At 53.3% G+C, this 18,981-nt stretch carries 19 protein-coding genes; 10 read left to right on the top strand and 9 right to left on the bottom strand.

The window, feature by feature from the left end; translation table 11 throughout:
* The first annotated feature begins 680 nt into the window (after positions 1-680).
* The 4 genes from JUK32_RS21840 (at position 681) to JUK32_RS21855 (ending at position 2,506) form a co-directional block, all read left to right on the top strand.
* Positions 681-1,121 (top strand): hypothetical protein, encoded by a 441-nt coding sequence (locus JUK32_RS21840; RefSeq protein WP_204140987.1) that lies wholly within the window; start codon positions 681-683, stop codon positions 1,119-1,121.
* Between the two features lie 64 nt (positions 1,122-1,185).
* Positions 1,186-1,707 (top strand): photosystem I assembly protein Ycf3, encoded by a 522-nt coding sequence (locus JUK32_RS21845; protein WP_204140988.1) that lies wholly within the window; start codon positions 1,186-1,188, stop codon positions 1,705-1,707.
* A gap of 91 nt (positions 1,708-1,798) precedes the next feature.
* On the top strand, positions 1,799-2,086 hold the full coding sequence (gene gatC / locus JUK32_RS21850) for an Asp-tRNA(Asn)/Glu-tRNA(Gln) amidotransferase subunit GatC (protein WP_204140989.1): 288 nt from the start codon (positions 1,799-1,801) through the stop codon (positions 2,084-2,086).
* A gap of 222 nt (positions 2,087-2,308) precedes the next feature.
* On the top strand, positions 2,309-2,506 hold the full coding sequence (locus JUK32_RS21855; RefSeq protein ID WP_204140990.1) for a hypothetical protein: 198 nt from the start codon (positions 2,309-2,311) through the stop codon (positions 2,504-2,506).
* A gap of 492 nt (positions 2,507-2,998) precedes the next feature.
* On the opposite strand, the gene JUK32_RS21860 is transcribed toward JUK32_RS21855, so the two are convergent.
* On the bottom strand, positions 2,999-3,709 hold the full coding sequence (locus JUK32_RS21860) for an EcsC family protein (protein ID WP_239112943.1): 711 nt from the start codon (positions 3,707-3,709) through the stop codon (positions 2,999-3,001).
* A 271-nt stretch (positions 3,710-3,980) separates the two neighbouring features.
* Here JUK32_RS21860 and JUK32_RS21865 point away from each other — a divergent pair, with 271 nt between their 5' ends.
* The gene (locus tag JUK32_RS21865; protein WP_204140992.1) at positions 3,981-4,469 is read left to right on the top strand and encodes a hypothetical protein; all 489 of its coding nucleotides are present in this window, start codon (positions 3,981-3,983) and stop codon (positions 4,467-4,469) included.
* A gap of 21 nt (positions 4,470-4,490) precedes the next feature.
* Positions 4,491-4,856, top strand: a complete 366-nt coding sequence (locus tag JUK32_RS21870; RefSeq protein ID WP_204140993.1) for a hypothetical protein — start codon at positions 4,491-4,493, stop codon at positions 4,854-4,856.
* Between the two features lie 8 nt (positions 4,857-4,864).
* On the opposite strand, the gene JUK32_RS21875 is transcribed toward JUK32_RS21870, so the two are convergent.
* Positions 4,865-5,152, bottom strand: coding sequence for an MSMEG_0570 family nitrogen starvation response protein (locus JUK32_RS21875; RefSeq protein WP_204140994.1), 288 nt, complete (start codon positions 5,150-5,152; stop codon positions 4,865-4,867).
* 28 nt (positions 5,153-5,180) lie between these two features.
* On the bottom strand, positions 5,181-6,353 hold the full coding sequence (locus JUK32_RS21880; protein ID WP_204140995.1) for an MSMEG_0565 family glycosyltransferase: 1,173 nt from the start codon (positions 6,351-6,353) through the stop codon (positions 5,181-5,183).
* Positions 6,354-6,544: 191 nt separating this feature from the next.
* On the opposite strand from JUK32_RS21880, the gene metK reads away from it, so the two are divergent.
* On the top strand, positions 6,545-7,699 hold the full coding sequence (gene metK / locus JUK32_RS21885; RefSeq protein WP_204140996.1) for a methionine adenosyltransferase: 1,155 nt from the start codon (positions 6,545-6,547) through the stop codon (positions 7,697-7,699).
* Between the two features lie 51 nt (positions 7,700-7,750).
* Positions 7,751-9,136 carry an adenosylhomocysteinase gene (ahcY, locus tag JUK32_RS21890; RefSeq protein ID WP_204140997.1) on the top strand — a complete coding sequence of 462 codons (1,386 nt, stop codon included), beginning with the start codon at positions 7,751-7,753 and terminating at the stop codon, positions 9,134-9,136.
* Between the two features lie 162 nt (positions 9,137-9,298).
* Here ahcY and JUK32_RS21895 read toward each other — a convergent pair whose 3' ends face one another.
* The 4 genes from JUK32_RS21895 to yqeK all read right to left on the bottom strand — a co-directional run bounded on the left by JUK32_RS21895 (position 9,299) and on the right by yqeK (position 12,949).
* On the bottom strand, positions 9,299-9,517 hold the full coding sequence (locus tag JUK32_RS21895; protein WP_204140998.1) for a glycogen debranching protein: 219 nt from the start codon (positions 9,515-9,517) through the stop codon (positions 9,299-9,301).
* A gap of 136 nt (positions 9,518-9,653) precedes the next feature.
* On the bottom strand, positions 9,654-11,411 hold the full coding sequence (gene hmpF / locus JUK32_RS21900; protein WP_204140999.1) for a pilus motility taxis protein HmpF: 1,758 nt from the start codon (positions 11,409-11,411) through the stop codon (positions 9,654-9,656).
* Positions 11,412-11,840: 429 nt separating this feature from the next.
* Positions 11,841-12,269, bottom strand: a complete 429-nt coding sequence (gene rsfS, locus JUK32_RS21905; protein ID WP_204141000.1) for a ribosome silencing factor — start codon at positions 12,267-12,269, stop codon at positions 11,841-11,843.
* Positions 12,270-12,346: 77 nt separating this feature from the next.
* The gene (yqeK, locus tag JUK32_RS21910; protein WP_204141001.1) at positions 12,347-12,949 is read right to left on the bottom strand and encodes a bis(5'-nucleosyl)-tetraphosphatase (symmetrical) YqeK; all 603 of its coding nucleotides are present in this window, start codon (positions 12,947-12,949) and stop codon (positions 12,347-12,349) included.
* Between the two features lie 602 nt (positions 12,950-13,551).
* On the opposite strand from yqeK, the gene JUK32_RS21915 reads away from it, so the two are divergent.
* Together JUK32_RS21915 and JUK32_RS21920 are read left to right on the top strand one after the other, a co-directional pair.
* Positions 13,552-15,825, top strand: coding sequence for a hypothetical protein (locus JUK32_RS21915; RefSeq protein WP_204141002.1), 2,274 nt, complete (start codon positions 13,552-13,554; stop codon positions 15,823-15,825).
* 189 nt (positions 15,826-16,014) lie between these two features.
* Positions 16,015-16,434 carry a peptidylprolyl isomerase gene (locus tag JUK32_RS21920; protein WP_204141003.1) on the top strand — a complete coding sequence of 140 codons (420 nt, stop codon included), beginning with the start codon at positions 16,015-16,017 and terminating at the stop codon, positions 16,432-16,434.
* 328 nt (positions 16,435-16,762) lie between these two features.
* Here JUK32_RS21920 and JUK32_RS21925 read toward each other — a convergent pair whose 3' ends face one another.
* Together JUK32_RS21925 and JUK32_RS21930 are read right to left on the bottom strand one after the other, a co-directional pair.
* Positions 16,763-17,149 carry a PadR family transcriptional regulator gene (locus JUK32_RS21925; protein ID WP_204141004.1) on the bottom strand — a complete coding sequence of 129 codons (387 nt, stop codon included), beginning with the start codon at positions 17,147-17,149 and terminating at the stop codon, positions 16,763-16,765.
* Between the two features lie 390 nt (positions 17,150-17,539).
* Positions 17,540-18,967, bottom strand: a complete 1,428-nt coding sequence (locus tag JUK32_RS21930) for a DUF3084 domain-containing protein (RefSeq protein WP_204141005.1) — start codon at positions 18,965-18,967, stop codon at positions 17,540-17,542.
* Between the last annotated feature and the right edge of the window lie 14 nt (positions 18,968-18,981).

Below are 18,981 nucleotides of genomic sequence, written 5' to 3' on the forward strand. Positions count from 1 at the left end.
ATCCCGGTAATGGCAGTGCTTGGGTGGCTGGGTAGCTGGGTGCCTGGGTCAGTTACGTGTCTGGAGTAGGTACTTTAATTACACGCGCATCCCTTAACGTTCAAGGCCAGCTCAGTACGGCTCGCCCACCGTTCCAGAAATACGCGGAACCAGCAGCTGGCAATATTGCCTTGCCATCAAAGTCTCGCCAGTCCAGCCCACGGACTTGAATACAGCCGCATACTTCGCGTACCCCCAGATGACGTCGCCTGCGGACCATAGCACTGGACCTGAATCCCTTGCAGCGTTTTGTTGGGACACAACAAGAGCCCTGTTAGGTCACGCCTCCCTTGGACGAGACCAACCGTACGCAGAACGCACTACGATCACGTGGCAAGTTCGTTCACAGCGGTGGAGGGATGCTGACCAGTGCGAGGCTAGTAAGGCTTCTCCAGATGCTGCTCATGCTGAGCTTCTGGGGTACGTCATTTCAGCCGCTAGGGGCCTGTCGTTCTCTCGCCACGAGGCGTTGATCGCTAAGTAATGACAGGCCGTAGCACGCCCCCAAAAACCCTGATTTTTCCTTCAGCGCATTTCAAGTCGTGCCGAAGACGTAAAAATACTCAATTCACTTGGGCAATAGAGCCCTGGGATGTTTCCTGGGAACACTTTAGGCAGACAGCCGCCAGGCAGTACATTTCATGTGGCAATCTGCGATCAACTACTTTCGGAGTTTACGGACTTATCACGATCTAAGTCCGGATGCGGGCATTCGTCGTCGCATCAACGTTCAACTGAGTCGCCGTCCCGCGCTGCCCCTGGAAGACTGGTCGTCGTTGTTTCCAGATATGGCCACCGGGCAAGTGTCAAAACGCTTGCTTGCTTTCATATACGAGCAGTTGCCAGTCTATTCCGGACTGGAAATTAGCCAAATCCGTCCAAGCGATCGCCTCATCGAAGATTTACAGTTACCTTTGGTCTGTTGGTTCGATTGGCCCCATCAGCTCTGCTGCGATTTTTACGAAACGTTTCAGATCGACATTTTCGAAGAATTTGACGAATCCTTGCTAGAAACGATTGGCGATCTAGTGTGTTTTTTGCAGCAGCAGCTAGAATCCCAGGATTCGATCGCGTCGGGGTAGCAGCGATCGCCCCAGTGAGCGCTAAAGTAGTTAAAAACTCGTTTACTGATACTTACCGCTCGTCATGCCCAGAAGCCAGCGCAACGATAACTTTATCGATAAGACATTTACGGTCATGGCCGACATGATCCTAAAAATGCTGCCCACCAAGCAAAGCGCCAAAGAAGCCTTTGCCTACTATCGGGACGGGATGTCGGCTCAGGCCGATGGTGAATATGCCGAGGCGATGGAAAACTACGAAGAAGCCCTGAAGCTAGAGGAAGATCCCTACGATAAGAGCTTTGTGCTCTACAACATGGGCCTGATTCATGCGAGTAATGGCGAACATGAAGTTGCCCTAGGGCTTTATGAAGAAGCGTTGGCGCTGAATCCCCGGCTTTGCCAAGCGCTGAACAATATGGCCGTGATTTATCACTACAAAGGCGAAAAAGTCGAAGCTACCGGAGATAGTCAAGCCGCCAGCGAGTTGTTTGACCAGGCGGCCACTTACTGGATGGAAGCTATCCGCATCGCGCCGAACAACTACATCGAAGCGCAGAACTGGTTGAAGAATACGGGCCGGATGAAAGTCGATACTTTCTTTTAGTTGATAGTTCTGCCCTCACCCTAAATCCCTCTCCCACTATTGGGAGAAGGACTTCAAGAGGAGCTTTTTTGTCCTACTACTGCTTGCAATCATGATTGATCTCGAACAAGTACGTAAAGTTGCCCACCTGGCTCGCCTGGAGTTAGAAGCGGGGGAAGAAGAGCAGTTCACCACGCAGCTCAACAGCATTTTGGAATATGTGGAGCAGTTGAACGAGTTGGATACCGCTGATGTGCCACCGACCACTCGCGCCATTGAGGTGAGCAACATTCATCGGGCCGACCAGTTAGAGACGTTTGGCGATCGCGAAAGTCTGCTCAGTAATGTTCCCGATCGCGAAGATGACTTCATTAAAGTCCCTAAAATTATGGAAGGCTAGAACACCTTGACTATGCCCTGGCAGTCGCTCCAGAAGTACCACCAGATGTTGCAGGTGGTACTTCTGGAGCTTTCTGTTTGTAATTCTCAAATTGCTCAACCAGTTGGCTCTACGGGAATGAGGATGCTGATGTAGTCGCTACTATACGGCATAGCTATTGCTCAACCAGTTGGCTCTACGGGAATGAGGATGCTGATGTAGTCGCTACTATACGGCATAGCTATGGTGTCTTTACTCACGGAACTACTGGGTCTACCGGGTATTGATGTCGAGTCTTATGAAGTCAATGAGGACGGCTTGATTCTCGATGTGGCAGTCCATGCGGCATCAGGTATCTGTCCTCGTTGTGGCACCGTCAGTCACCATCTACACCAGCATCACTGGCATTTTCCTGCCACAGCTGCATATTCATCCCGGTAGAGCCAGCAAGATTGGATTCGTTCCCCTTGTTCGCATCGCCTCTGGTGCAACACTCTTACTTTAAAGGACACTTATGTATAAGCAGCAGCCTGGCTAAGGAGAGGCACCAGACTGTCATTCAGCCTCTCGTTGGCAAGGATAGGTGCGCAGGCGGTAAGGTCGGGCGACATGTTAAAACTCCACTTCTGAAACTGGATGAGGTTTAACAATTTGGATGTTATTTGATCCTCATTTCTTAGGGCTGCGCAGCGGGGGATGAACGGGCAGAGCCCGGCCCAAACCTCGCACTACCCATGTGAGGCAAACTATGGCAAGTCAATGGTTCAGCCGCGATGCGCTAAAGCTAGCCACGATCAGCGTTTGAACTGCGGACTAAGCCCACAGAGCCGCGCGATCGCCCATGCCTCCGTCCACAAAGCGCTATAGCCGTCATCTGGCTTAAGAGCTTGCCGAGAAAAACGAGCACTACGCCGCTGACCTTGTGCTGGCCCGCTACGCCACGACCCGGCGTTTCAGTTTGACTTCGTAATAACGACACGCCAAAAATCCCACGCCGTAAATAATGCCAGCATCGGCAGAGATGCCCACTACGGTTCCCGCCCCCGGCAATACCTCCAAAAAGCTGAGGCCAGATTTGAGCGTTCCAGAACTGCCGGTAAATACCGCCCAAATGGCAAGCACTTCTCCCCGACGTTCGGCATCTTCGGTAGAAAAGCCGTAGATCGTCGCAATCTTATAAATCATTTCCGCCTGCAAAGCCGCGATCGCGCCAATATCCAGCGCAAACAAGAACACCGCCACGGGTGGAATAATATTGGTCAAGAAGCCCACTTGGGCCGCCCGAAATGTCGTCTTGCCGATGACGCGCTGCGCCAACTGCACATCGGTGTCGAGGGGATATTTGACCCGGAGTTCGGCCACTTCGCGCTGCACTTTTTCCGCATTCACTTGCCCCAGGGCCGCCAGCAGCCAACTGAGTCCGGGAATCGCCGTCGCGTATTTAATCAACGGGATGTCCGCAATGGGGGCCACCGTTGTCCCCACGACCCGAGTGGCTTGCTCAATAGCGGGATAGATGAAGCGAATGAAGGCATCCCCAGCGGAGTCCACACTGGTTTGCAGGGATTCGCTCATCACCCGGAAAAAATCGGCAATCTGTTCAAGGGTGGAGCGATCGCGCTCGGAAGCGGACGGCTGACTCATGAGTGGAATCCTCGTGGGGCAAAAAGCTTTCATCTGTGATTTTAGGGTTGCCTGGGCCGCAGTGGCTGAAAATTCACTCTAGCGGCTTACTTCTCGCGATATAGTCACAGGCAAATGCGGCCAAAAAGCAACGGAATTGGAGCGATCGCCGCCACCTGATACAACCTACTACAGGGATTGTCTTGATAGTGGCAGTGAGAGTGCCGTCAGCAGCCAAGTTGTGGAACCCTGGGGACGCCGTCATTGACGTGACTAAATTTTGGAGCAGGGAGTGAGCACCGGAACCGCCGACCTTCTCAACAACTTGACCTACAGTGCCAAAGCTGGCGGCTATTTTTTCATCGGCTTAGCCCTATTGGCCATCGGCCTGATCCTCCTAGTGCCGTTGGGGGTGATTGAGGTGAGTGCCACGGCAAGTCCCAATTTTGTCGGCGAATGGCTGACGATGTGCGCTTTTTTGATCGGCATTGGGGGTTGGCTGCTCGACTATAAACGGCGACTACGCCGTGCCCTGGCCGATCGCAAAACCTTCTACCCGGCACGGCTGCTGGAGCGCCACGGTCCCAGCGAATTTGGCTGGTTTATCAAAGTGGAAGTCGAGTTATCACCGACTCAACTCCGTCGGGGCAAGCAGCGATTTTTAGAAGAGCCTTGCTGGCAGGTGGGCGATACTTTAGTAGTCTGTGTGTTGGCTGATGGCCGACGATTCTTTCCCAAAGCACTGACCCAGCGGGCCGATGTGGGCTATCTCCAAAAATGATGTTTCTTGGTTACTGCTGCTATGGTCAAACAGATTCATCTCAAAGCTGGAGAAACCACCGTTGTTTATCGCCGCAACTTTAGCAGCGTGCCCATGCAGATCCACTTTGAGGCGATCGCGGCCAACGGTCATCCACCCCAGGGCACGGTCGAAATTCGCGGCTCGCAGTGGATCTTTCCCAAGTCGCCTGTCCAGCAGCCACTGCAAGCGATGAATACCGTTGAAGCGGGCTTTTGGGATACGTTTTTTGCGATCGCGGTCACGGCAGATACTGACCTGACCATCACTCGCGCCAATCGCCAATCGGGAGGGCGATTCCTGTGGATATTGGGTCTGGTGGTGGGCATCAGTGCGATCGCCGTCGCGATGGTGCTGCTGACCTCGTAGTGCGCGGATTACTCCACAAAAGCCAACACATCCACCGTCGGATTCGCCAATCCCTGATACTGGGCAGCAGTCGATTCCAGCACTTGCAACTGCCCCATCGCCCGACCACAGGGGAAGCCGTATTTGGCCCGCACGCGATCGCTGGCAATGTTCAAGGCCGTACGCGACTTATCCAAAAAGTCATTCAACGTGTAGGTTTCGCCCACCGTGAGATAGTCCTTAATCACCAGCGATGGGGAATAGCAAGACGCCTCAGTGCCGTCGGGCCAGCGGACTTGAAATTGCATTTCGGGCATAATCGCACCTCTTTCCACCCGGGAATCATCATCGGGAACTTAGCAAGCTATGGTACGCCCGAAGGTGCATTTGTGCTGATTTTTCCCAGGTATAGCGCGACAAAATCTCCCGGCTGCGTTGAACCAGCCCTGGCGATCGCGACGGTTCTGAGGCCGCCAGCAGACCCTGCGCAATGTGTTCCACATTTTCGGGCTGGACTAAAATCGCCTGCTCTGGCGTCAAAAATTCGGTGAAGGGGGTTTCGTTAGCGGTGACCACGGGCAATCCCGCCGCGATCGCCTCCAGCACCACCAGTCCCCACCCCTCTTTTACCGATGGAAAACAAAACACATCGGCACAGCGATACAGCCTGGGCAGATCAGCATCTGGCACCACCCCCGGCAGCACCAGAGCATCCGTCACCTCTAAAGCAGCCGCCTGTTCAAAGAACTGCTCCCGATATGGCTGATAGTCAAATAGGGTCGCCCCGCCCGCAATCACCAACTGTGCTTGGGGCTGTTGTGCCCGCACTTGCGCGAACGCTTCCAGCAGGCGAATCGAATTTTTGCGCGGTTCGATGCCCCCCACCGTCAAATAAATGGGCTGCCCCGTCAGACCATAGGCTGCTTTCAATGCCGCTTCTAAACCGTCAAGCTGGGGCGAAAATCGCTGTTGATTGACGCCATTGACCACCCGAGGTGCTGTGATCCCGTAGTCCCGCTGGAGCGCTTGTTGCCAGCGATCGCTCACACACAGGCACAAGTCCGGCAGGCAAATGGATTTGTCCTGGCACTGCTGCAAATAAATGCTCTCGTAATCTTCCACATGATGCACCGTGCGAACAACGTGGTTGATTTGTCCACGTTCTTTAAGCTGCACCAGGGCATTGGCCCCAATACAGTCCTGAGCGTGGTAAATGTCGTAGCGCTCAGTTTCTTGCTGCAGCGCCGCCACAAATTCCTGAATCCGCTGCTGAATGAGCCCGTCAATGCCAGCTGGGGCGGGGTGCGCCGGAATTAAGCGAGTCGGACAGTCCAGTTGTCGATGCGGGGCGGGGGCGATCGCGGAGGACGTTGTCGGCTGAGGTGACTTCCCCGCCGCTTTATCCAGCGCGTACACGCAGACTGTGTGACCGATTCGGTGCAGGGCATTCGCCAATTCCCAGGTATGCACCACACTGCCCCGAGGCTTGGTGGAATAGGTTAGTAGGGCAATTTTCATGGGTTTGATTCATCAGTCCCGAGCGGGTCGGCGATCGCTTCATATCGTCACGCCAACAGCTGTGTCAATGGATGGCCTAAGTGCCATCTATCGATTAAAAGACCACTTACGTCTAAATTGAAGATTGAAAACCGATAGGATGTGTAGGCAATTACGCCCCGCGTGTTATCACCTTACCCATCGTAGACAGCATGAGCGAATACAGTATTTTTACCTCGGAATCGGTGTCGGCAGGCCACCCCGACAAAATGGCAGATCAGATTTCTGATGCCATTCTGGATGCCATTCTCAAAGATGATGCCCATGCCCGGGTCGCCGTTGAAACGCTGGTCAAAACGGGGATGGCGGTGATCGCGGGCGAAGTGCGCACGAGCACCTATGTCGATCTCGAAGATGTCGTTCGCAATGTCATCCTCGACATTGGCTACAACAGCTCTGATGTCGGGTTTGATGGGGCCTCTTGTGCCGTGCTGAATGCGATCGGTAAGCAGTCGACCGATATTGCCATGGGCGTGGATGAGGCCGCCGATAAGGATTTGGGGGCCGGTGACCAGGGCCTGATGTTTGGCTACGCCACCAACGAAACCGACGTGCTGATGCCCGCGCCGATTTATTACGCTCATCGTCTGGTCGAGCGTCAGGCTCATCTACGGGAAAAAGGGGTCTTGCCTTGGTTGCGCCCCGATGCCAAGAGCCAGGTGACCCTACGGTACGCAGCCGGGAAGCCCATTGCCGTGGATGCTGTAGTGCTTTCGACCCAACATGAGCCCGACATTGAGCTGAGCGACATTCGGGAAGCGGTGATGGAAGAAATCATCAAGCCGGTGCTACCGCAAGCCTGGTTCCACGTCGGAACGCAGTATCACATCAATCCCACCGGACAGTTCATCATCGGTGGTCCCGTGGGCGACTGTGGCTTGACAGGCCGGAAAATCATTGTGGATACCTACGGCGGCATGGCCCGTCACGGCGGCGGGGCTTTCTCGGGCAAAGACCCATCGAAGGTCGATCGCTCAGCGGCCTATGCGGGACGCTACGTCGCCAAAAATATTGTCGCGGCGGGCTTGGCCGATCGCTGCGAGATTCAAGTCTCTTATGCCATTGGCGTTTCCCAACCCACATCAATTTCGGTCAACACCTTTGGTACAGGTAAAATCGCTGATGAGCAGATCGTTAAACTAGTGCGTGAGCATTTTGATCTGCGCCCCCAGGGATTAATCGATATGCTGGATTTACGTCGTCCAATTTATCGTCAGACCGCCGCCTATGGCCACTTTGGTCGCGAACTGCCCGATATTACTTGGGAAAAGACGGACAAAGCGGAGTTGCTAAAAGGTGCCCTTTAAGCGCCGCCTCACTCACCAAATCACTTACATTCACTTAACTCAAAGGATTCAATGACAGCACAAGTTCTAAAGCAAGACTACAAAGTTGCCGATATTACCCTGGCTGATTGGGGTCGCAAAGAAATCGCGATCGCCGAGAGCGAAATGCCTGCCCTGATCAAAATTCGGGAAAAGTACCGGGCCAGCCAACCCCTCGCTGGGGCCAAAATCATTGGCTGTATCCACATGACCATCCAAACGGCGGTGTTGATTGAGACTCTGCAAACCTTGGGAGCTGAGGTGCGCTGGTCTTCCTGCAATATCTTTTCCACGCAGGATCACGCCGCCGCCGCGATCGCCGCTGCGGGTACTCCCGTCTTCGCCTGGAAAGGGGAAACTGAAGAAGAGTACATGTGGTGCATTGAGCAGACCTGCCGCACCCCTGAGGGCGACCTATGGGCGGCCAACATGATCTTGGATGACGGCGGCGACCTGACCGGGCACATCCACGAAAAGTATCCCCACATGCTGGACAGCATTCACGGCGTGACAGAAGAAACCACCACGGGCGTTCACCGCCTGTTGGAAATGCTGGAGCATGGCGAACTGAAAGTTCCCGCCATCAACGTTAACGACTCCATCACTAAGGCCAAAAACGACAACAAATACGGTTGCCGCCATAGCTTGAACGACGCGATCAAGCGCGCTACCGACCACCTGATGGCAGGCAAAAAAGCTCTGGTCATCGGCTACGGCGACGTGGGCAAAGGCTCCGCTGCTTCCCTGCGTCAAGAAGGCATGATCGTAAAGGTCGCTGAATGTGATCCCATCTGCGCCATGCAAGCTTGCATGGACGGCTATGAAGTCGTCTCGCCTTACATCGGCGGGCAAAATGACGGCACCGAAAGCTGCATTGACCGTTCCCTGTTAGGCAATACTGACCTGTTGGTCACCGCCACGGGCAACGTCAACGTTTGCGATGCGGCGATGCTGGCAGCACTAAAGCGCGGCGCGGTAGTATGCAACATCGGCCACTTTGACAACGAAATCGACACCGCTTACATGCGTCAAAACTGGCGCTGGTCAGAGGTGAAGCCCCAGGTGCATCAGGTCTACCGCAGTGACGATCAGAATGACTTTTTGCTGCTGCTGGCCGAAGGTCGCTTGGTGAACCTGGGTAACGCCACCGGGCACCCCTCCCGCATTATGGACGGTTCCTTTGCCAACCAAGTGTTAGCGCAGATGCACTTGTTTGAACGTCAGTTTGCCGACAAGCCGCCCGAGGAAAAAGCCGCGTTGATTACCGTCGAAGTGCTGCCGAAGCACTTGGATGAGGAAGTTGCTCGCTACATGGTGGAAGGCTTTGGCGGTGTCGTTACTCAGCTCACTGAAAAGCAGGCTAAGTACATCAACGTGCCTTTGCAGGGGCCGTTCAAGGCTGAAAGCTACAAATACTAGACCTTAGCAGGGGCGATCGCGGTTGTGCCGCGATCGCCCTTTCAACAACTGGTCTAGAAACCAACTCCGCACAGGGGCGGGTTTGGCCTTACACGATCTGGTTGTTCAATCAGCGTTCGGCCAAGCCCGCCCCTCGTTCATCCGGTTCAGGACTATGTCACATTAATAGCTCAGTTTCAGCGCACTCACGGGGACATCCTCCCATGACTGCACTTGGCGGATTTGGGCCACCCAACCTGCCGCTGTTTGTTCCTCACTCAGATTTGCCTTAAAAGAAGCGTGGCAAGCTTGAGCCTGCTGCTCGTCAATGCAGGCAATGCAAGAATAAACGATACCGCAGGGGTCAATCTGCTCGTTGACCCAGATGATTTGGTCTGCCATGGCAATTGATGTTGATTACTCTCACACAATCCTCTCACATCGCTCGTGAGGGTTAGGCATGACGACTGATACGGGACTGCCTGAGCACAGCCTAATGGGAATGACGCCACGGGCTCGCTGCGCGGGGCAGACCAGCCTAAGCCGATATGGCTTCAGAGGCATCATTGGCAGTCAAAGTTGACACCAGTTGCTTCACTTCCGCGATCGCCTGTAGCTGATAATCGCTGGCCTCTTGAAACTTGGACAGCGACTCTGACATTTCGTCTAACTTTTGTCGCATGCCGTCGTGCTTTTCTTGCAGCGGTGCCAACATCTCTGACAAGATCTGAATCCGACCCTCCATGGCACCCAGCTCACTATGCTTTTCTCGCAATTGCCGATCCTGGCCTTGCAAATCTTCACGCCCTGCCGCCAACTCAGCCGACTTTTCCTCAACTTCTTTTTTCATGGTGTCGAGGCGAGCCTGCATTTCTTTGATCTCAGCCTCACATTGCTGCAAGTCATCCGAAGTTTGCTGACGTTGGGTGTCAATTTGCTTCAAAATCGGCTCTAAATCCACCACATTGACCGGCGCTTCTTCAGCTGCTAGGCCCTGGCGGCGGCGCAATACGGCCTGGTGTTGACTGAGAACTTCTTCCCGCTCTAGCAAATTGCGTCGTTGCCCCACCAAGGTCTCATTGAGCATTTGATACCGATCTTGCTCTTCTGCCAGTTCAGTCTCTAGCTGCATGCGATCAAACTCGCTCGCTTGTTCGATCCGTTGCTTCAGCTCATCGATCTCATCTTGTTCCAGCTTCAGCTCTTCTTCCTGATCATTCACAAACCGAGAGACTTTGCCCAAGTCTTTTTCCAAATCGGTGACGACCTTTTGCAACTCGTCAAGCGGCAAAGCATCTAAAGCCGCAACGTCAACCTTATCGCTCAAACGCACTTTATCAGAGGTATTCAGCAGCTCGTAAATCTGCTGATACAAGTTGCTTTGCGACTGCAACTGCTGAGACAACGTTTGCACATAGGTTTGCTTACTAGCCAGCGTTTGCTGCTGCACTTTGACGTCGATTTTGCGGCTATTCAAAGCGGTTTCGGCCTCGTGCCAGCCTTGCCAATTTCCAGTCAAGGTTTCCACTTCTTGCTGGAGCTGACTGCGTCTTTCCTCAAGCTGCTGTTGCTGTGTTTCCAGCGACTGCTGGCGCTCCGTCAGGAAAGCTTGCTGCTGGTTGACGAGATCGTAAGCCAGGTTGAGCTGCTCACGGAGCCCCTCCGTGGGCGTAACCGCATTCGTGAGGCGTTCTAGGGCTTCGTGTAGTTGATGGCTTTGGGCTTCGTCTAAGCCCGCATTTTGCGACGCATCGTCTTGACGTTCTTCAAAGCGCCTGATCTCACCATTCAGATGATCCCAAGCTCCTTGCATTTCTTGGTGCTTGCGATCGAGTTCTTCTTTTAGCTGATCAAGCTCTTGCTGAGATGCTTGAATCTCCTGTCGTTGCGCTTCGAGCTTTTCTAAATCGGCTTCCGCTTCTTCGACCTGCTCCTGACGGGTTTCGAGTTCCAACTCGCGACGGTTTAATTCCTGACTTTGAAAGGTGAGCGACTGCTTCCACTGCTCAATTTCTTCTTCCTGAGATTTGGATTTCTTGCTTTGGTTGGAAAAGTTTTGCAAGATGCCCACCAACGGGCGACCAGCGTCATAGTGCCGAGTGATTTGGCGGTTGTTGCTCAGCTCCACCATGATTAAGGCTCCGGCGTTGTAGCTAGCGTCGTCGGGAGCCGCGATGGTTTCATCACCGGGTACGCCTGTCCAGGTATCCCCCCGCTGACAAGCCAGCAGCTTAAAGTCCGCCTTACCACTGCCGATAAATCCAGTCTTTCTTTGAACCTCAGCCAGATAAAGCACGCTAGTTTTCCTCTTCCCGTTTCGTAATCACTGGATGCTTACAACCTTAGAGATGTTTATCTCAGACAAACCGTTACCTGCACTACCGAAATACGACTCCCATAGCCAAGTGACGATTCCCGCAGCAGCCTACTCCTGCTTTTGACTCACGAAGGGGCGTAACCCTGTCAGCATCTGTCCTTAAACTAACTTATGTTGCCCAGGATGGGGCTAGCCTCTACCACATGAATTGAATTGACGATAATTGTATCTGTCAATGACTGATTCGACTCCACTGTCTGGTGATATCGACACTTGTCAGACCAAACCAGGGTTTGGCCCCAGCACTGCAGGCATCTGCTCAGCGATCGCTACTGCCTCTTTGGGCCGACCCTATCCACGATGCTGTGATCGTCGCATCGAGCAATTCAGAATTGCCCCTGTTGCAGACTAGGACTCTGACGAAAAGGGGATTTCCTCTGCATGGCCCCAAAAGGCTTCTAGGTCGTAATAGTCCCGTTCGTCAGGCATGAAAATATGCACAATGACTTCGCCATAGTCCTGCAAAATCCAACTACCATCTCCTTGACCTTCGGTACGCAGCGGTTGGCGCTCAAAATCGGCGGCGGCAGTGTCGTGAATGCTGCGGGCGATCGCTCTGACCTGAGTAGAAGAAAAACCGGTAACCACAACAAAGTAGTCAGCGAGAAACGACACCCCGTCGACCTTCAGAATCCGAATATCTGCCCCCTTACGTTCATCGGCTGCCGCTGCTAGGGCCAAGGCAAAATTGCGGGTCTCAACATCAATCACTGGGGTATCAGCGTCCGATGGGGTCGACGTTTGAAAGGGAGTGACAGTATTTTTGACATCTGACATGTGAAGGCGAGGATCCTCAATTCAACAGGATGATGGCCATCTTTGCGGCCGGAGTTCGGTGGAGACAGCCCGCTGACTTATGCCGCTACTGACTGGTTTGCTTGACGGCAAATCGTCAACAGCCTGTTATGGGTCAGGATAGTGCGTGGGTGAACCGGACGCCTATGATTCAACAAATGTTGTAAGGAAAAAACACAGGTTGCATAAGTAGCTCTCCATAAATCACCATAGCTTAGCTGGCGAAGATGGTGTAGCTGAGGGGTGTCGCCCCGACCAGGCTCCAGCGCATCCGCCAAATACACAACCGCACCGATCGCGTCCATATCAGGACTGCCCAGGGTATGGGCCGCGATCTCCCGCAACACCGTTTCATCGGTAATGCCAAACCGTTCACGAGCCACCACTGCTCCGACGGGCGCATGGAGCAAGTGGGGCGCTTGTTGCTCGGCGGGGTCAAGTTCCCATCCTTCGGCGGCGGCGACGGCTAATAATTTGTCAGGGGCAAAGCACTTGGCTAAATCGTGCATGAGCGCGGCCTGCTGGGCCTGCACTACCGATAGCTGATGGGCCTGGGCCAGAGCGATCGCCATTTGCTCCACCCGCAGAATGTGCTGTAGCCGCACCTCTGGAACCGCCGTCTGCAACCAAGACAACACCTCTTGGCGAAGAGCGGATGACATGAAACCAGCTTCCCTCATCGTGAAAATCCCCCCGAGTCCCTAAACGTCATCAATCAGCACATGGCTATGGTCACAATTTTACAAGCGACGCCAATTTACACGCGTCGCCAACCGACCAAGGCCCAAAATTCAATTACGAAAGACTGGGGCTACCCCACCGCTGTCACCTCTACGCTGGCAAGGCTGACAAGGTTCACCGGATCGACAAATCCTGGAGGGCCTTTACAGCCAGCCACCCTGCCCCGCCTTTACGAAAAAGCTGTCTGACCGAAAGGCAATGCCGATCAGGCTCGCTATCCAACCAAACGGTTCAAAGCCTTGACGCAAATCCCCCTGCGATGAGAGAGCGGTCAACAAAGTGAATGGGTAATTTGAAATCCGAGCTCTGAGCATCGAGGCGTGCGATCGCGGCTTCAATCCGCCTCCAAATCTCATCGCGCCGCCAGAAAATACCGATTTTATGTAAAAAAAATTCACTTCCCCGAATTTATGTATGGAGTTGAGAATTGCTCGCTAACATGTGGGTCAAAACTGCGTGAGTCATTGCTGACGTGTCAGGGCAATGACCCCCATAGTCGCTCAGCTTAACCGAGGGAATCTTTATGAATTCATTTACCCCTGGCATTATCATTGCGCTCCTAATCGTCTTGCTCGTGGGCATTCTAATCGGCTATTCCCTCGTGCAAAAGCGATTTCGCCAGCAGGCCGAAACCCTTAAAGTGAGTCAGCGGCGACTAACCGAAATTGAGCAGTCCCATGAATTACGGTTGCGAGAAGCCACTGACCAGCTACGCCACGATTATGAAACTCAACTTGCCAGCACTATCGAGCATTACCAAGATCAGCTGTCGCAAAAAACTGTTGAAATGGAGCAGACTTACGAAACTCGCTTTCGAGTCATGCAGCAAGGCCGCGCCGCCGCCACACAGCCCATGGCCAGCAACCATCGTGGGGTCGCAGTGATGCCCACGTCCGGCGAAGCCGGCGAGACCGCCAATGTCGAAAGCTCGGCCAAAGCCTCTCAGCGTGAGTTGATGCATCTTAAGCGGCAGTATGAAATCCGCCTGAATGAAGCAGCCCAAAAGTTGCAAAAGTCCTACGAAAAGCAGCTGGCCGAGCACGTCAACAGTGCCAAAGCCGAGATGCAAGCTGAGTTTGATCAACAATTGACGACGAAGTATCAAGAGTTTGAACAAGAGTTTGCAGGGCGCGAGGCCGAACTACAAGATCAACTAGCCGCGCTGCGAGTCGAGGCTGAGGCTGCCACCTCAACTCTGGCCAGTGAAGTTGTTCCCCCAACCCCGAGTGAAATTATGGGCACTGGCGACGAAACGACCGTGGCATTAGCGTCCCCGGGGGCAGCGGCGGCAGAAATGTCCGACTTTGCAACCATGCGATACACCCAACGGGAAGTCGACCAACAGGTCGCGGTGGCAACTCAACAAGCCCAAGCCGATTTTGACCAACGCCTTGCCGAACAGTTGGCGGCCCAGCAAGTGCAGTTAGATCGTCGATTAGAAGAATTGGAAGCCGAATATGCTCAAAGGCTATCAGCCCTAGAACAAACCGCCCAATCAGAGACAGCGGATCCAATGGATGCGTTTCTGAGTGATGATGGGTACGAAGATTTAGTTTCCGACTTAGGCCCTGATACCCCCGCCCCCGCCCCTGTACCTGGGGCAACGGAGACAGTTGCGGATCTCTCATCAGGGAGTACCTCAACCGAAGAGTTAGAGATGGATGAGACGTTAGCCGCAGACGAAGTTGACGAATCACTCGCAAATGCGGCACCGGCTCCAGCGACTATCACTGATGAAGTTGCCGTCACTGATGCTGCCACCGAACTCCTTGAAGATGATGATTTAGCGGCAACCGTGGACATCGCAAATGAGATCGATGCCCCTTTCGCGGACGCGACGCCGGCTGACGATAATTTATTTGCTGATGATGACTTGCCAGTCGATGGTGATGCAGAAACATTCGAGGAACCTCCTGAATCATCTTTAACTGAAGAAACGGCTCAAGCGATGCCGTCAGAATCAGCGGCTGACCTGTTTAACGAATCAGACGATTTGACTGATGATTTAGAAACCCCAGCGGCGGAAAATACCGACACTGACGCGGCATCTTTAGACTTTGAGGATGACCTGTTCGGTGAGACGAACGAGTTGGCCGCTGACCTGGAAGCTACCGCAAATTCAGACATTACCGATGATTTGCTGGATGAAGCAGATGATTTGACTGCTGACTTAGCAACCACCATCGATGGAGAATCGGAAACATCTCCTGAGTTAGAAGACGATCTATTCGGCGAAACGGATGATTTGACCGCTGACCTGGAAACCCCAGCGGCGGAAAATACCGACACTGACGCGGCATCTTTGGACTTTGAGGATGACCTGTTTGGTGAGGCGAACGATTTGACCGCTGACTTGGAAGCCGCTGCCGATGGAGAATCGGAGCCTGCTTCAGAGTTAGAAGATGACCTATTCGGCGAAGCGGATGATTTGACCGCTGACTTGGAAAGCACAGCGGATGATAGCAATCGCAATGAGGTCGCTTCCCTAGAATTAGATGAAGCTCTGTTCGGTGAAACCCCTGGTTTGACTGCTGACTTAGAGACCTCTGGCGATGAGGGCGGCAGTGCAGACGCAGCATCTTCGGGGCTGGTGGACGATCTGTTTGGAGAGGACGATTTATTTGGTGACGCCTCGCCAAATCAGGATGATTCATCAATAGAGGATGTCAATGCGCTCTTTGGCGATGATGACTTTTTGGGCGAGTCTACTGAAGGGGACTCTGAAAATTCAGAGGATGATGATGACGATGATGATTTTGGGCCACTGGACCTGAGTGATATCAGTCAGTTAACTTAAATCATCCTTCTTGACGATCGCGACAGCGTGATGGACGACATGGCTATCCCCAATGCAGCCCATGATAAAAGCGATCGCCAAAACGATAGAGTGAAAAACAGACCTTTTCAGTTAGCAGGGCGATCGCCGATTAACGCAAATGCCTGCCTAGCTTATTGACTCGCAATACTCACCTCATTAGGAGACTGTATGACTCGCGCAATTATGGAAACCGACAAAGGCACGATTACGCTGGAGATGTTTGATGCTGACGCTCCTGGCACCGTGCAGAACTTTGTTGACCTAGCGAATAATGGCTTCTACGACGGCCTCAAATTCCACCGGGTAATTCCTAACTTCATGGTTCAAGGCGGTTGCCCCAAGGGCAATGGTACTGGCGGCCCTGGCTACACCATTAAGTGTGAAATCAACTCCAACAAGCATGAGGCGGGGAGCCTGGCGATGGCGCACCGTGGCCCCGATACGGGGGGCAGTCAGTTCTTTATCTGCCATAGTCCGCAGCCACATCTGGACGGGGTACATACGGTATTTGGCAAAACCGAGGATATGAACGTGGTGAATGCGATTCGCCAGGGCGATAAGATCCTCTCTATCAAAATTGAAGCCTGAACGGTCTCGATAGTGTCCGCCATCTGACACCGTGATTTGAGTAAAAGTGAGCAGCGGTTATTTAATCTGGAGACAGAATTGATTCCCCGTCGCTGCTTCGCCAAAGGGGCCAGCAAAATTCTGCATGGATACGAAGCGACTGAATCAGCAGCCTCTCGACTCTCCAATTCATTGCAAATCAATTGCATATGCAATGTCGCGAGAATAATCACTAGCATCTTGAGGCTAGTATCCCAAGCCTGGCGATATCACCAACTCATATGTGATGCATGACCCCTTGCTGATGTCGATCAGCAAGGGGTTTGATTGAACTAGGCGATCGCTCAGTTCAACGACCGGAGTAAGCCGGCTCTGGCACAGTTTTGGTCTGGGAAGCGCGATCGCGCATATAGTTAACCCACAAATCCGCTAGTTCTTCGGCTTGCATGCGCCAGTCCGGATTCAGCCGATACATCCGCCGGGGACGACCGCGTCCTTCGACTTTCTTCCAGTAACCGTCAATGGCGGACTGATCTTCTAAGAACTTCAGGGCGCTGTAGAGCACCGTGTCCGATAGTCGATAGTCAGAATAATCCTTTGCAAGTTTCTGAATCAGCTCTGTGCCGTAGGAGTCTTGCTGCAACAGCACTGCCAAGACATAGCAAACAGCCAGTTCCTTGTTAAGGTATATCGGTGGTGGATCCTCAAAAAACTGATAAATATCTTCAAATTTCATCGGATTTCTCCTTAAGCTTGTTGACTGGCCTTATTAGTTAATCGATTTCAATTAGGGTTTGCAGTAACCTCATCAGCGAAAATCATGGCTGCTTTACCGAGAATGAGATGATGCAGCATTCTCGACCATCATCAAACTGCTCATGGCGATCAAGCTGGATGGCAGGCTACACGACAGGTCATGCCAATGACGGCTGTTGTGAATCCCCCTGGCGCTGGTATAGCGATCCCAAACTTGGTCTTAAGACGCTTTTGATGTCGTAGCCCAATTTTAAGCACTGAATAATATAGAAAGCTAAATCAGGGCTCAGATAGTTACTATCCGCAAATCTTGTAGACATTCTTAAATTTACTTGGCAGAAAAATAATCGTCTAAGTTTGCTTAGAGGGCCTAATTGGGGCGCTGATCACGACGCGGGGGATCGCTGGAACTTGGCTCTGGAAAGGCTTCACGGGGTAAAGCATCCGTGCGCAGCAGGACCTCACCATCGCGGACGGCAAATAATTCGACTTGTAACGGACCCACAGTAGGAATTGGCGCTGAAGTGATCGCCTGAATGTCGATCGGCGTGTCCAGACTCCGCATTTCTTGTAAAAAGGCAATCAGGGCTTCTGTCCGTCCCTCGGCGACCTGTAGGGTATCGCCAACAAGACCATCTTGACGGGCGCGAAACTGGAGCGATGCAATCAGTAGGTTCAGCTTTTCGACTAACTCTTGATTGGTCAAATTGCGGGGATCAACGCTCACCATGGCCAGCCGCTGACCGGGTTCGTAGATTAGTTCATTCACCGCCGCATCGATAAAAACCTGGACACAAGGGTCGCCATCGGCCACGACACAGGGCTCACCGATAATGTAGTTGGCCGACGAGAGCACTCGGACAACATAGGATTGCCCATCGCTAATGCGCTGCACTAGGCGATCAACGTCTTGGGATGGGATTGACAGGACCGGATCGTCACGATCAATGCCGGGAGCAATTTCTTCAATGGCAGAGCGATTTGCCTGCCGCAGCAGTTGATCAACGGCGCGGCGGGCTTCCACGGGGTCATTGACCCGCAACAGCACCGAGACCAGAGGCTCGTTGCGATCAACTGCCACGCTGCCGCGAAAGAGACCCTGATATTGTCGCTCCAACAGCGCGACATTCTCTTGCAGTTCGGTCTGCTGGCGTTGCAGTTCACGGAGCCGGGATTCGCGCTGGGCTATTGCGCGATCGCGCTCGGCAATGAGGCGATCGCGCTCAGCAATGCGTTCTTGCACCGTGGCCTGCTGCTGCAATAAGTCGGCCCGCTCCGTCTGTAACCGCTGAATTTCATCTTGGAGCTGGGCCGATTGTTGAGAAACCTGCCCCAACTCAGACTGGAGGGATGATAACCGCGATCGCGACTGCTGTAACTCGCTTTGGGTCGTGCGCTGCTGTTCTACCGCCTGCTGCAAAGACTGGTTAATGTCGGCGAGTTCCTGCTGGGCCGCCGTTTGTTCTTCGCGAGCATCGGTCAGGGCTGATTCAATATCAGTCTTGGCAATTTGTGCTTCATCCAGCTCGGCCTCAGCCTGCAAGAGGTCATCTTGAATGCGCTCTAGCTCAAACACCCCTGTGCGCAGCTGCTGACTGATGCCAAAGAGCAACGCCAGAGTAGACGCAGAAATCACACCGCCCGTCAAAATGCTGACCACAGTAGCCGTCTGACGGGGGCGGAGGTTAAACAGGCTCAGCCGCGCCTTACCGACTCGCATGCCAATGCGATCGCCGAGTGTGGCAATTACACCGCCGAGAATTAAGACTGCCAATACTAGAACGTAACCTGTGGCCATGCGCCCGTTACCTG

Source organism: Halomicronema sp. CCY15110, assembly GCF_016888165.1.
Lineage (GTDB): Bacteria > Cyanobacteriota > Cyanobacteriia > Phormidesmidales > Phormidesmidaceae > Halomicronema.